The sequence below is a fragment of the Rhodobacteraceae bacterium M382 genome (assembly GCA_025141015.1).
In the GTDB taxonomy this organism is placed as follows: Bacteria; Pseudomonadota; Alphaproteobacteria; order Rhodobacterales; family Rhodobacteraceae; genus Aliisedimentitalea; species Aliisedimentitalea scapharcae.
Map to the genome: position 1 here is coordinate 2,703,477 of CP081098.1, position 12,345 is coordinate 2,715,821.

Consider the following 12,345-nt stretch of genomic DNA (forward strand, 5'->3'; position numbering starts at 1 on the left):
CGCGCGCCGGTTCAGGTCGCGCCAGCATAGGTGGAGGTGCGCATTTGCACCGGAAAACTATTGTAAAGTGCTGCCTGCGCGCGCTTGATACCGGCCGCATAAGACAGCGGGCCGCGCGCGGGCAAGGTGTTCAGGTGGTCCGGGATTGTGTCCCAATCTATTGGTGCAATCATCGCGCGCCCGACCGAGGCCGCGTAATCATGGTATTTCAGATGGGATTCTTCGCCCGGGTCGGCCCAGGTTGACGGGACCCCATAGGCATCTGCCGTGATCAACCCATGCAGCGAGGACGCAAAGACATGATGGCAGCGCGCGATTTGTTGGCAGACTGTCGCCGCGTCCGCGCGCACGTCGATCAAATCGACCTGATCATGGTCGTGCACCAAACGCGCAAAGATCGGATCATCCACCTGTTTGTGATGCGGCACCAATCCGATACGATCCGTCGGTTGCGGAGCCTCCCCCAAAGCCTCTGCAATCAACAGACCGGGATCGCCGAACTGATCGGTCTTCAACCCCAACAGCGCCGCCGTAATCGGGCCGCGTACCAGAGCCACATCAACATGTTCCAGAAAATCCTTGGGTGTGGGATGCAACACCCCGCTGCCCCAGATGACCGGGCGACCGGTACCGCCATTGGCGAATTTGCGGCGCACGATCTGGATGATCGACCCCACCGCAACCAGATCGGCCCCGCCGATACCGGAATGGACAACATCGCGGCCCGATGCATGCGCCACAACGATCTGGCTCAGGGCGTCGCCAAAATTGGCCACACCTTTCCACCAGAACAGCCGTAACGGCGTGTTATGTCCAGCCACCGCATCCATGATCAGCCCAGAACCACCGCAGTTCCGCTGGCCGACACCATCAGCATCGACTGACCGACCACTTCGTAATCCAGATCTACTCCGACCACTGCATTCGCCCCCTTGGAACGGGCGCGGTCCTCCAGTTCTGCCAACGCGGTTTCGCGCGCATCTTCGAGCTTGCTTTCATAGGCTCCGGACCGCCCACCAACGATATCAGTGATCGACGCAAATACGTCCCGCACCACATTGGCCCCCATAATGGCTTCGCCCACGACGATGCCTTTGTACTCGGCAATCTGATAGCCTTCGACGGATGGGGTGGTTGTAATGATCATGTCAGTTCTCCGCAAACATCCAAGGAGGTAATTTGTCCAGAAATTGGCCAGGTGCCTGGGGATCCACAACTTCGCGGTCCACCAGTGCATCAAGACAGAAAACGGTCAGATCAAAGCTTCCAAAGACACAGGCCGACGCCATGGCCAGCTGTTTGATCTGTTCGTCGCTCCAATCGTCAATGGTTTCGGGATTGCGAATGTATACGGCGTCGCCATCCATCAATTGGTTCCGGAACACGGCGTTTTTCATCCGCTTGCGCTGTGAGTTTTGAACAACGGTGGATTTGGCGAAGACCAATTTATGCAACACATAGCCTTGATCGTGCAGCTCGACATCCACAGGGCCCCACAAGGGTTCTCCTTCATACATGCGATAGAACCGCACTTCGGGAATGACGCTGACAGCTTGGGACATCTTTTGACGCCCGGATTGGAAAACATCCAGCTCTCCGCCCTGGATATCAATTTTCAAAACATCCGGCTTGGGAAGCTCTTCATCACTGAGATCATCCAGTGCGGTCAACGCAATCTCGATGCCGTCCACATCCCCCTTGTGCCACCCGGGTTTGCCCAGAAACGAGACGGACTCTTGCCGGATCGGATACAAGGACCCCAGCCCAGATTGCGGATGCGGATAGAATGTGCCCTGGCCGGTCCGCCCGATAGCCCGTTGCAGATAGTGGGTGTTGGGCACCGGATCCTGCGTCAGGGCATCAAAGGCGGATTGCTCGGGCTCAAAGCCCCAGACCTCGCAGCCCCCCAGTTTCAGCAGACCGTCATAATCTGGTGTATTGATCGGATTTGCGCCAACGTCGGCAATCCGTAGTCTCCGCTGGGGAGACATGACCGATTGCAAAAACTCCACCCGGCGTGCCAGCATCTTCTGGCTACGGGGTTGCGGCGCTTCCCGGTTCATGCGCTTGACCTCATGTTCTTGGCCATCCTGTCACCGCACTCGGCCGATCAGATTGACAACAATCCGCGACACAAGCCATCCAGCGATGGCCCCAATACCAATCCATAGAACCGGGTTATTGAACTCTTTTGGCGTCAGATTCACATAGACAACCCCCAGAACCCCACCAAGAACCGGCAGGGCAAAGGGCGCAAAAGAAACAATTTTCTGCGACAAGAGTTGTTTCGTGGTCTTGGCCATGGGACTTTCTTTTCATTCTTGGTTCGCCCGGCCAACAGGGCCGGACGCATGGGTGGTCACGTCGGGGTCAGCCCACCGACCCTTCCAGAGAAATGGCAACCAACTGCTGGGCCTCCATGGCGAACTCCATCGGCAATGCCTGCAGCACTTCCTTGCAGAACCCATTCACAACCAGCGCAACGGCTTCTTCTTCGTCCATCCCGCGTGACCGGCAGTAGAACAGCTGGTCATCATCCACCTTGGATGTGGTCGCTTCGTGTTCAACCCGGGCCGAATTGTTCCTGACTTCGATGTAGGGCACTGTGTGGGCCCCGCATTTGTCGCCGATCAACAGGCTGTCACATTGGGTATAGTTACGCCCGTTCTGCGCTTTGGGGTGCATGGAAACCAGGCCACGATAAGTGTTCTGGGCCTTGCCCGCGCTGATGCCTTTGGAGACGATGCGCGATTTGGTGTTCTTGCCCAGATGCACCATTTTGGTGCCGGTATCGGCCTGCTGCATGTTGTTGGCGATGGCAATCGAATAGAATTCGCCTTGGCTTTCGTCGCCGCGCAGGATGCAGGACGGATATTTCCAGGTCACGGCGGATCCGGTTTCCACCTGGGTCCACATCACCTTGGACCGGTCGCCCCGGCAATCGGCGCGTTTGGTGACAAAGTTATAAATGCCGCCTTTGCCGTTTTCATCGCCCGGATACCAGTTCTGGACAGTTGAATATTTCACCTCGGCGTCTTCTTCGATGATGATCTCGACAACGGCGGCGTGCAGCTGGGCAATGTCACGGGCCGGCGCGGTACAGCCTTCCAGATAAGAGACATAGCTGCCCTTGTCCGCGATGATCAGCGTGCGTTCGAATTGGCCGGTGTTTTCCGCATTGATGCGGAAATAGGTGCTCAGCTCCATCGGGCAACGTACACCCGGCGGCACATAAACAAATGACCCGTCCGAGAACACGGCCGTGTTCAACGTGGCATAATAATTGTCGCTGACCGGTACAACGGTGCCAAGGTATTTGCGCACCAGTTCGGGGTGTTCGCGGATTGCCTCGGAGATCGAACAAAAGATCACCCCGGCCTTTTTCAATTCGGCCTGAAATGTGGTGCCGACAGAGACGGAATCAAACACCGCATCCACCGCGACCTTGCGCCCTTCGGCAGGTGCATTTTCTGCGCCTTCGACCCCGGCCAGGATCATCTGTTCCTTCAGCGGAATACCCAGCTTTTCATAGGTCGCCAACAGTTTGGGATCGACCTCGTCCAGGGACTTGGGTTTGACCTCCATAGATTTTGGGCGGGCATAGTAATACTGATCCTGGAAATCGATTTCCGGATAGTCGACCATCGCCCAGGTCGGCTCTTCTTTTTGCAGCCAGCGTTCATAGGCCGCCAGCCGCCATTCCGTCATCCATTCGGGTTCTTCGTTCTTTTCGGAAATCAGCTTGACGATATCCGGAGACAACCCCTTGGGGGCGTACTCCATCTCGATTTCGGTTTCCCAGCCGTATTTATAGGCTCCGCCAACTTCGCGCACGGCATCGACGGTATCCTGGTCAACGCCGTCTTTCACTTGTGTCTGGTCCAAAGCGGCCATGTTCGTCTCCTGCACTCACGCCACGCGGGCGCGATGTTTCTTTTCCTTGGCGCGCCACGCATCCGCAAAGCGCAGCACATCATCATTCGAAATACCCGGCCCCAGCGATACGCGGATCGCGCTGGAGGCCGTCGTCATGTCATATCCCATAGCAGTCAGCACCGTGCTGGCCCGGACCTTGCCGCTGGAACAGGCGGATCCTGCGCTGATCGCAAATCCTGCCAAATCCATCTGCATCACCTGGGTTTCGCCCTTCCATCCCGGCGTGGCAAAGCACGAGGTGTTGGGGAGCCTTGGCTGATCTTTCCCGACAAAAATAGTCTGATCAGCGCCAGCCACAAGGGCATTCTCCATATTATCGCGGATCTGCGCCACTTCTTCCCAGACACCATTGGCCAGGTCCTGGGCGGCCGCCTCGGCCGCAGCGCCAAAGCCGGCGATCCCGATCAGGTTTTCTGTGCCAGAGCGGCGCCCCATTTCCTGTCCGCCCCCGCGAATCTGTGCGGCAAGATCGGTGCCCCGTTTGATGACGACCGCACCAATTCCCTTGGGCCCACCCAACTTGTGCGCAGAAATCAACGCCATCTCGGCACCCAACCAATTGAATGCCACAGGCAGCTTGCCAAAGGCTTGGGTTGCGTCCGTCACGGCCAACCCATTGGGCAGCGTCTGAATGATTCCGGTTTCCGAATTGGCCAGTTGCAAAGTGGATTGGCCGGGAACAGACACCTCAACAGATCCATTCGGTGAAACGGATAAACTTTCATCAATCCATGCTCTTACAGCGTCATGTTCAACCTGGGATCCCTGCAGGTTTCGCCCAGACAAGGCCAAAGATGCGCCTTCGGTTGACCCGGACACAAACACCACATCCGCACCATCTGCCCCAAAAGCGGCCGCGATCTGCGCGCGGGCGCGTTCGATGACACCTTTGGCCTGACGCCCTTCGGCATGCACCGAAGATGGGTTGCCTACCACGTCCATGGCCGCAGTCATTGCCGCGCGCGCCTCTGGGCGCAGCGGAGCCGTGGCGTTATGATCCAGGTAAACACGTTTCATGGATGCATCTTTTTCATCAGCCCAAAGTTACACGCATCAGCCAAAGTCAGTTGCGTCATTTAATCATCCACCACCGAAAACAGGGTTGGCACGGCTGGACAGGGAACCAGATCATTCTTGATCACATCGGACAGGCGGGTCTGATGCAGAAACACATATACATGCGCGCTCAACCCTTCCCACAGACGGTTGGTCAACGATTGCGCCCGGCTGCCAGACAAAGCTCCGGTCGCCCCCGCGCCCTTGTGCATCGCATCCACAGTTTCATCGACAGCCGATAGAATCTCGACAACCCGAATTTCAGATGGAGACCGCGCCAATCGGTACCCCCCACCGGGACCACGAACGGATTCAACCAATTCGGCCCGCCGAAGTTTGACAAACAACTGCTCAAGATAGGGCAGCGAAATGTCCTGCCGCCTGGAAATTTCGCCCAGTGCTACAAGATGATCCTGTGGCTGCAAGGCGATATCAGCCAGCGCCACCATGGCATAGCGACCTTTTGTCGACAGCTTCATCTTGTTTTCCCTTAGAACCCGGTATTTTGCGCGAAAACATTGACCTCACGCCCATCAGTGCGTATCTCACCCTGACGGGCCGATATCAATCGGTAACGGCTCCATTTAGAAACGTTCTAAGGTGTCTTAGGGTATTCGTCAAGAATGTCCCGCACACCTCCCGAAAAAGAGACAGGACCCACCGCCCCATGCCCGAGGTCATCTTTCCCGGACCCGAAGGCCGCCTTGAAGGCCGCTATCATCCGCAAAAAGAAAAAGACGCCCCCATTGCAATCGTGCTGCACCCGCATCCGCAGTTCGGTGGAACGATGAACAACAAGGTCGTCTACAATCTGCATTATGCGTTTTACAACATGGGCTTTACCGTGTTGCGGTTCAATTTTCGCGGCGTGGGCCGCAGCCAGGGTGAATATGACCAGGGCATTGGTGAATTGTCCGACGCAGCGTCGGCGCTGGATTACCTCCAGTCGATGAACAGCAATTCCAAACATTGCTGGGTGGCCGGGTTTTCATTCGGAGCCTGGATCGGCATGCAACTGTTGATGCGCCGCCCTGAGATCACTGGCTTTATCAGCGTGTCACCCCCGGCCAACATGTACGACTTTTCGTTCCTGGCACCCTGCCCCAGCTCGGGTCTGATCATCAATGGTGCGGCCGATCGGGTGGCCCCGCCCGCCGATACCGTGTCGCTGGTCAACAAGCTGCATGAACAAAAGGGCATCACCATCACGCACCAGGAAATCGAAGCCGCCGACCACTTCTTTCAGGGTGATCACATGGATACGATGGTGGGCAATGTGACGTCCTACGTCAAACAGCGCTTGACCGAAAACACCCGCTGATTCCATGGGCACAATCGAAACGCTGGCCGCCAAACTGGCCGAAGACACCGTCAAGGTGATGGACGCCACCGGCGAAGATCGCCTGTATGTCGAAGTCGGCGACGTTCTGGCAGCCGCGTCTCAATCGCTCGAAGAGGCCTATCTGACCGAAATTCGGGTTCGATTGGCCGAGCGCACCGCCCGGCGTTTCCTGAACAAGAAAATCGCCGCGGCCAAAGCATCCGTCGCCAACAAGGGACAGCCGTGACTGCGCGGCTGGACGCCCAGGTCGCTTTTTTGCTGGAATGCGACCGCCTGAAATCGGTGGACCGCGCCAATCTTCTGCTGGATGGATCCCGCAGGGAAAACTCGGCCGAACACAGCTGGCACCTGGCGCTTTACGCCCTGATCCTGGCCCCCTTTTCTGGCGATGCCGTTGATGCCCTGCGGGCCATGCGCATGTTGTTATTGCATGATCTGGTGGAAATCGACGTTGGGGATCACCCAATCCATCTGGACACGGATTGGAGCGCTGTTCAACAGGCAGAACAACAGGCGGCGGATCGTCTCTTTGGGCTCTTGCCATCGGAACAGGGGGCCAACCTGCGGGCCCTGTGGCAGGAATTCGAGGATGACCGGACCGACACTGCCCGATTTGCAAAGACGCTGGACCGCTGCCAGCCCATCTTTCAAACGCTCTGCGCCGACTCTCCCCCCTCAGATCATGTCGCCATTGTACGTGACAATCTGACCAGCGGGCGCGCGGCAAATCTTTGTCAGGAATTCCCGGCGGCCCATGCCCATGCGTGTCGATTGCTCGGAACACACCCCTCCGGGGCCGCGGCACCGCGCGACGAACCATTTGGCAGGCGACTGGACTTTCTCAACGAAGCGGATCAATTGAAACAGATCTACCGTGCTTCGCGGCTTGCGGATGGGTCGCGGCGTGAAAACTCGGGCGAACACAGCTGGCACATCATGATCTATGCGTGGGTTTTGCAGGAATATGCCGCCCCCAATGTAAATCACGATCGCGTACTGCAAATGCTCCTGATTCACGACATTGTCGAAATCGACGCCGGGGATAACCCGATCCACGGACAGGTCGATCACGATGCGGTTGCGGCCCTTGAACAGGCCGCAGCGGATCGTCTGTTCGGGTTGCTGCCAGGCGACCAGGAACAGCAACTGCGCGCGCTCTGGGATGAATTCGAAGCAGCGCAAACGGCGGATGCACAATTCGCCAAGGCCGTTGACCGGTTTCAGGTGCCCGTATTGAACCTGAACAACGGTGGCGGCACCTGGCGCGATTACAAGGTAACGCTGACGCAAATGGAACACCGTGTTGGTGTCCCAGTTATACGCGGCGCGCCTGCGCTTTGGGAGTGGCTGTATCCGCAACTGGGTCCGGCCCTGGCCGATCTGTAACCCGACCCTGCTTCTTTCTGGTTAAAAATACCTCGGGGGAGACGCGCGTTTCGCGCGGCGGGGGCAGCGCCCCCACCTCGACCTGACGCTATCCGACACTGAAACGAAAAAGGCCGGGCGAAACACCCGGCCTTTTGCAATCTGTTCCAGAACCGGATCAGGCGCGACGGCGACGCCCACCGGCGCGTCCACCGCGACCCCGGGTTTCTTCACCCTCTTTGGCAGGGGCCTTGTTGAATTTGATCCACTCACCCCCATGCGGGTCATTGTTGGTCAGGAAATTCGCTGCACGGATGGCTTCCATTTCCTTGCCCGCACGCGATTTGGTGGAGCCCAGACCGAACATCTGGCAGAATGTCTCGTCGTCCATGTCCGCAGGCAGGATGATACCCGATGCTTCCACTTCGGCGCGTTTTTCAGCGATCTTCTTGGGACCGGTTGGCAAAGCGACCGGGTTCATGATCGCGGATGTCATGCCCGCGCCCATGGCCATCGGCAGGAAGGCGTTGTTGATGCCGTGACGGTTCGGCAGACCGAAGGAAATGTTGGACGCACCACAGGTGGTGTTCACGCCCAGTTCCTCGCGCAGGCGGCGCACCAGCGCAAACACCTGCAAACCGGCTGTCCCCATGGCACCAACCGGCATCACCAGCGGGTCGACCACGATATCATGGGCCGGGATTCCAAAATCGGCCGCACGCTGCACGATTTTCTTCGCGACTTCAAAACGGACATCGGGATCTTCCGAGATACCGGTGTCATCGTTCGAGATTGCCACGACGGGAACATTGTACTTCTTGACCAGCGGCAGAACCAGCTCCAGGCGGTCTTCTTCGCCTGTGACCGAGTTCAACAGAGGACGACCTTCGGCAGCGGCCAGGCCAGCTTCCAGTGCGCCAGGAACCGAGCTGTCGATACACAGCGGAACGTCAACCAGCCCCTGCACCATTTCGACGATCCTGGTCATCAGCGGCGGTTCGGTTTCATTGGGGTTCGGGTTCGAGTTATACACCACACCCGCGTTGATATCTAGAATGGTCGCCCCGGCAGCAACCTGGGCCAGCGCATCTTTTTCCACGGTGGAAAAGTCACCGGCTTCCAGCTCGGCAGCCAGCTTCTTACGGCCGGTGGGGTTGATCCGTTCACCGATCACACAGAACGGCTCGTCAAAGCCCAGGACCGCTGTTTTTGTTTTTGATTCTACGACTGTACGGGTCATTATTGATCCTCAGGAATTGACCGGCTTTGCCGAAGCGCCGCCATTGTTGATTGCCCAGTTGGCGTTGGTTTTGATGCCACCCAACGGGAAGAAGTGGACATTGGTGATGTTAAAGTCCGGGTTGGCGGCCTTGTGGGCTGCCAGTTCGGTCAGAACATCTGTCGGCTCATAGGGCAGGAGCAGCTTGGACACGTCCATCGCGCGCTTTTGCAGAACCTTCAGTGACGGGCCAACACCACAGGCGATGGCGAATTTGATCAGGGTCTGCAGTTTTGCCGGGCCCGCGATACCGATGTGGATCGGAATATCAACGCCTGCGGCTTTGACTGCATTGGCCCATTCAATGATTGGTCCGGCTTCAAAGGCGAACTGGGTTGCCAGTGCCATCTTGGCATCGGTGCGCTCGGAGAACTGCTGTTTCCACTGCAGCGCTTCGGCAACGTTTTTGGTCGATCCATCAGGGTCGATGTCCTTGTTGCCTTCGGGGTGTCCCGCCACATGCAGGTTTTCAAACCCTGCCTTGTCGAACAGACCGGTTTCCAACAGCTGCATCGAGCTGTGAAACGCACCATGCGGATTGGCAACACCGCCGGCCAGCAGCAACGCCTGCTTGACGTCGGCTTCGCCCTGATAGCGGTTGATCCAATCGGCCAGTGTGGCCTGGTCCTTGATGATGCGCGCGGGGAAATGCGGCATCACCGGGTAACCTTCGGCATTCAGGCGCTTGGCCGTGTCCACCATTTCTTCGATCGGGGTGCCTTCGATATGGGCGATGTAAACCCGCGTGCCTTCGGGCAGCAGGTCACGGAAGCTGTCAACCTTGGCCGCGGTCCGGGGCATGACTTCGATCGAATACCCCTGCAAAAGGGCTTCGACCTGCGGGTTGACGGGCTGTGCGCCAGCGGCGTCACGTTTCTTGAAGTTCAACAAAGCCATTGCGGCCTCCCAAAAAGATGTCAGGCTCATGCCCATCCGTCATTCGCGATCAGCACCTTGAGGCGATCCTGATCATATTCCGTTTCCAGGCGGACAGCTTCAGCCTCTGCCACTTCGGCGGGATCTCCCTCGACCGAAACTGGCGCGGCCTTGCGCCATTCTGCCAAATAGGCATCCGCGTCCTTGGCGTTGACCTTCATCGCCGCTCGGTCGATCGCCTGTTCAAAGCGTTCTTCCAATTGACGCTTGGCTCCGCGGCGTCCCTTGCCCACGATGACCTGGGCTGGAATGTCGCGCCAATATACGATTGTGACGTCGGGCATTGCTGGAATCCGTCCTCTTTAGCTGGTGGTCCGGTTCTAATGCGGTGCGCACAGTTTCAATGGTCGAATTTCGACAACACAGTCCTTGAGAGCGACCTTTTGTATGCGGTGGTGTTTTATTCGCATCCTGAATGGATGGCCACCGGGTGCCGGGATCATTCTGTTCAACATGATGATGAGTCTGACAGCACTGTCACCCGCCCTCCTGTTTTTGCCCGGTGGGGCACGGGACGGGGAATGTTGACAATCGAAATGGGACAGGAAAAACTGTCGAAAAATGAGCAGGACAAATGGTAATTTCGGTAGAAAAGTTCGGGGTGGTCTATGCGGCCGTCCCCAAGGCCGGGTGTTCGTCGGTCAAAGCGATGCTTGCCGATCTGGTTCCCGAAGCGGTTTCAGATCAAGACGGTGAAGACAGGGAAGCCGCCCATCACGCTGCCTTTCAAACCCGACGGTGGCGGGGCGACAAACTTCTTGCGCTTCCTGACGCGTTTCGGTTCACGGTTGTACGCGACCCGGTCAAACGGCTGATGTCAGTTTACACGGATCGCGTTGTCGGCAGGAACGACCTGTACAACAGCCGTCGATTGCGCCGTCAAAGCGAATTGCCGCTGGATCCGGACCCTGACGTGTTTTTTGGAAATATCCAACGGTACGCATCCTTGTCTTCGGTCATCAAGCACCACGTTTTTCCCACCTATATGTTTACCGGCGTTGATCTGAGCCTGTATGACAAGGTCTATCGAACCAACGAGATGGCCCAAGTGGCGCTGGACCTCAGCGCCCATACCGGGGTTTCGCTCTCCTCCAAACACGCCAACAAAAGCAAAGCAAAACTGGATTTCAACGACCTAAAGCCCGAGACACAAGATCAGGTACGGGCTTTTCTGGCCGAGGATTACGATCTTCTCTCTGACTATTTCGACAATCCGTTCGCCTGAGGCCTACACAGCTTGCGGTCTGGGATTGCCGTGCCTATTGTCAAAGGTAACACGATAATCGGAGGGCGTGAATCATGGCGCCCAAGCGTCCCAAAGGTGCGGGCGCATTCCCCAGAGCGGTCGAGAGCCCCGCGCCAAAACAGCCCGACCCCGACGCGCTTTACGCGGCGTTGGATCTGGGTACGAACAGTTGCCGAATGCTGATTGCCCAACCCAAGGGCAGCGGCTTTCATGTGGTGGACAGCTTCTCCAAATCGGTGCAGCTGGGTGCCGGGTTGGAACGAACGGGCCGCTTGTCCCGTTCGTCGATGGCGCGCACCGTTCAGGCCCTGCGCATCTGTCAGCAGAAACTGAAACGCAACCGGGTGCGCCGGATGCGCCTGGTCACCACAGAAGCCTGCCGTCGGGCCCGCAATTCCCGTGAATTCATTCGCCAGGTCAAACGCGAAACCGGTTTGACGCTCGAGGTTATCCAGCCCGAGGAAGAAGCCCGTCTGGCAGTGATCTCTTGTGCACCACTGGTCAGCACCAAGACAGAGCAGCTATTGGTGGTGGATATCGGTGGTGGGTCGACGGAATTGGTGTGGATCGACATTTCGTCTGTGCCGCGGCGCGACCGCCCATCAGCGATCATGCGGCTGCACGCCGGGTTTCACCCCGCCGAAAGCCCGTTTCCCGCCGCCAAGGTGGTCGATTGGATTTCGGTGCCCTTGGGCGTTGCCACCCTGCGCGATCAGTTCAACGACGTCGAAGACGATTCTGCGCGCTTTGCATTGATGAGTTGGTTCTTTGAAGAAAACCTGGCCGATTTTGCACCCTACAAGGACGAACAGGCCCGCGCCGGGTTCCAGATTGTCGGCACGTCAGGCACGGTGACAACGGTTGCGGCAACGCATCTTGGGCTGAAACGGTATGACCGAACCAAAGTGGACGGGCTGCGCATGACCAGCGATCAGATTGACAAGGTCATCCGCGGCTATCTGGATCTGGGACCCCTGGGGCGACGCAAGGATCCGCGGATCGGCGAAGACCGGCAGGCGTTGATCATGTCTGGTTCTGCGATCCTTCAGGCGCTATTGAGGTGCTGGCCGACAGATCGTCTGTCCGTGGCAGATCGGGGACTGCGCGAGGGTTTACTCTATGCCCAAATGAGCGCAGATGGCGTTCTGGAAGACGGGCCCTTCTGAAAGCTCGCCACATTCTCTA

Annotated in this window: 15 protein-coding genes; 5 read left to right on the forward strand and 10 right to left on the reverse strand. The window is 57.7% G+C overall.

The genetic code is table 11. The features are described from left to right. Positions 1 to 11 precede the first annotated feature (11 nt). The 7 genes from K3727_12625 to K3727_12655 form a co-directional block, all read right to left on the reverse strand. Positions 12 to 830, reverse strand: coding sequence for a polysaccharide pyruvyl transferase family protein (locus K3727_12625; GenBank protein ID UWQ89664.1), 819 nt, complete (start codon positions 828 to 830; stop codon positions 12 to 14). A gap of 2 nt (positions 831 to 832) precedes the next feature. Then, positions 833 to 1,147 carry a YbjQ family protein gene (locus tag K3727_12630; GenBank protein UWQ89665.1) on the reverse strand — a complete coding sequence of 105 codons (315 nt, stop codon included), beginning with the start codon at positions 1,145 to 1,147 and terminating at the stop codon, positions 833 to 835. A gap of 1 nt (position 1,148) precedes the next feature. Beyond that, positions 1,149 to 2,063, reverse strand: a complete 915-nt coding sequence (locus K3727_12635) for an FkbM family methyltransferase (GenBank protein ID UWQ89666.1) — start codon at positions 2,061 to 2,063, stop codon at positions 1,149 to 1,151. Between the two features lie 30 nt (positions 2,064 to 2,093). Further along, a complete protein-coding gene (locus K3727_12640; GenBank protein UWQ89667.1) occupies positions 2,094 to 2,303 on the reverse strand; it encodes a hypothetical protein in 210 nt (69 codons plus the stop codon). Positions 2,304 to 2,370: 67 nt separating this feature from the next. Continuing rightward, positions 2,371 to 3,894 (reverse strand): Fe-S cluster assembly protein SufB, encoded by a 1,524-nt coding sequence (gene sufB / locus K3727_12645; GenBank protein UWQ89668.1) that lies wholly within the window; start codon positions 3,892 to 3,894, stop codon positions 2,371 to 2,373. Positions 3,895 to 3,909: 15 nt separating this feature from the next. Further along, positions 3,910 to 4,953 carry an aminotransferase class V-fold PLP-dependent enzyme gene (locus K3727_12650; protein UWQ89669.1) on the reverse strand — a complete coding sequence of 348 codons (1,044 nt, stop codon included), beginning with the start codon at positions 4,951 to 4,953 and terminating at the stop codon, positions 3,910 to 3,912. A gap of 59 nt (positions 4,954 to 5,012) precedes the next feature. After that, positions 5,013 to 5,471 carry an Rrf2 family transcriptional regulator gene (locus K3727_12655; protein ID UWQ89670.1) on the reverse strand — a complete coding sequence of 153 codons (459 nt, stop codon included), beginning with the start codon at positions 5,469 to 5,471 and terminating at the stop codon, positions 5,013 to 5,015. Between the two features lie 188 nt (positions 5,472 to 5,659). On the opposite strand from K3727_12655, the gene K3727_12660 reads away from it, so the two are divergent. From K3727_12660 to K3727_12670, 3 genes are read left to right on the forward strand one after another with little or no spacing between them, the layout of a single operon-like run. Continuing rightward, on the forward strand, positions 5,660 to 6,313 hold the full coding sequence (locus tag K3727_12660; protein UWQ89671.1) for an alpha/beta hydrolase: 654 nt from the start codon (positions 5,660 to 5,662) through the stop codon (positions 6,311 to 6,313). 4 nt (positions 6,314 to 6,317) lie between these two features. Continuing rightward, positions 6,318 to 6,560, forward strand: coding sequence for a hypothetical protein (locus K3727_12665; protein ID UWQ89672.1), 243 nt, complete (start codon positions 6,318 to 6,320; stop codon positions 6,558 to 6,560). Then, positions 6,557 to 7,720: an HD domain-containing protein gene (locus K3727_12670; protein UWQ89673.1), complete on the forward strand. Its 1,164-nt coding sequence runs from the start codon at positions 6,557 to 6,559 to the stop codon at positions 7,718 to 7,720. The genes K3727_12665 and K3727_12670 overlap by 4 nt, the downstream gene beginning before the upstream one ends. A gap of 157 nt (positions 7,721 to 7,877) precedes the next feature. Here K3727_12670 and K3727_12675 read toward each other — a convergent pair whose 3' ends face one another. Genes K3727_12675 through K3727_12685 form a run of 3 tightly spaced genes read right to left on the reverse strand, consistent with a single transcriptional unit; the run spans position 7,878 to position 10,198 of the window. Then, complete coding sequence (locus tag K3727_12675; GenBank protein UWQ89674.1) at positions 7,878 to 8,939, reverse strand: methyltetrahydrofolate cobalamin methyltransferase; 1,062 nt, start codon at positions 8,937 to 8,939, stop codon at positions 7,878 to 7,880. Between the two features lie 9 nt (positions 8,940 to 8,948). Continuing rightward, the gene (locus tag K3727_12680; protein ID UWQ93363.1) at positions 8,949 to 9,875 is read right to left on the reverse strand and encodes a methylenetetrahydrofolate reductase; all 927 of its coding nucleotides are present in this window, start codon (positions 9,873 to 9,875) and stop codon (positions 8,949 to 8,951) included. A gap of 26 nt (positions 9,876 to 9,901) precedes the next feature. Next, positions 9,902 to 10,198, reverse strand: a complete 297-nt coding sequence (locus K3727_12685) for a virulence factor (GenBank protein UWQ89675.1) — start codon at positions 10,196 to 10,198, stop codon at positions 9,902 to 9,904. Between the two features lie 290 nt (positions 10,199 to 10,488). Here K3727_12685 and K3727_12690 point away from each other — a divergent pair, with 290 nt between their 5' ends. Both K3727_12690 and K3727_12695 read left to right on the forward strand, forming a co-directional pair. After that, the gene (locus K3727_12690; GenBank protein ID UWQ89676.1) at positions 10,489 to 11,139 is read left to right on the forward strand and encodes a sulfotransferase family protein; all 651 of its coding nucleotides are present in this window, start codon (positions 10,489 to 10,491) and stop codon (positions 11,137 to 11,139) included. Between the two features lie 74 nt (positions 11,140 to 11,213). Beyond that, complete coding sequence (locus tag K3727_12695; protein ID UWQ89677.1) at positions 11,214 to 12,326, forward strand: Ppx/GppA family phosphatase; 1,113 nt, start codon at positions 11,214 to 11,216, stop codon at positions 12,324 to 12,326. The last annotated feature ends 19 nt before the right edge of the window (positions 12,327 to 12,345 follow it).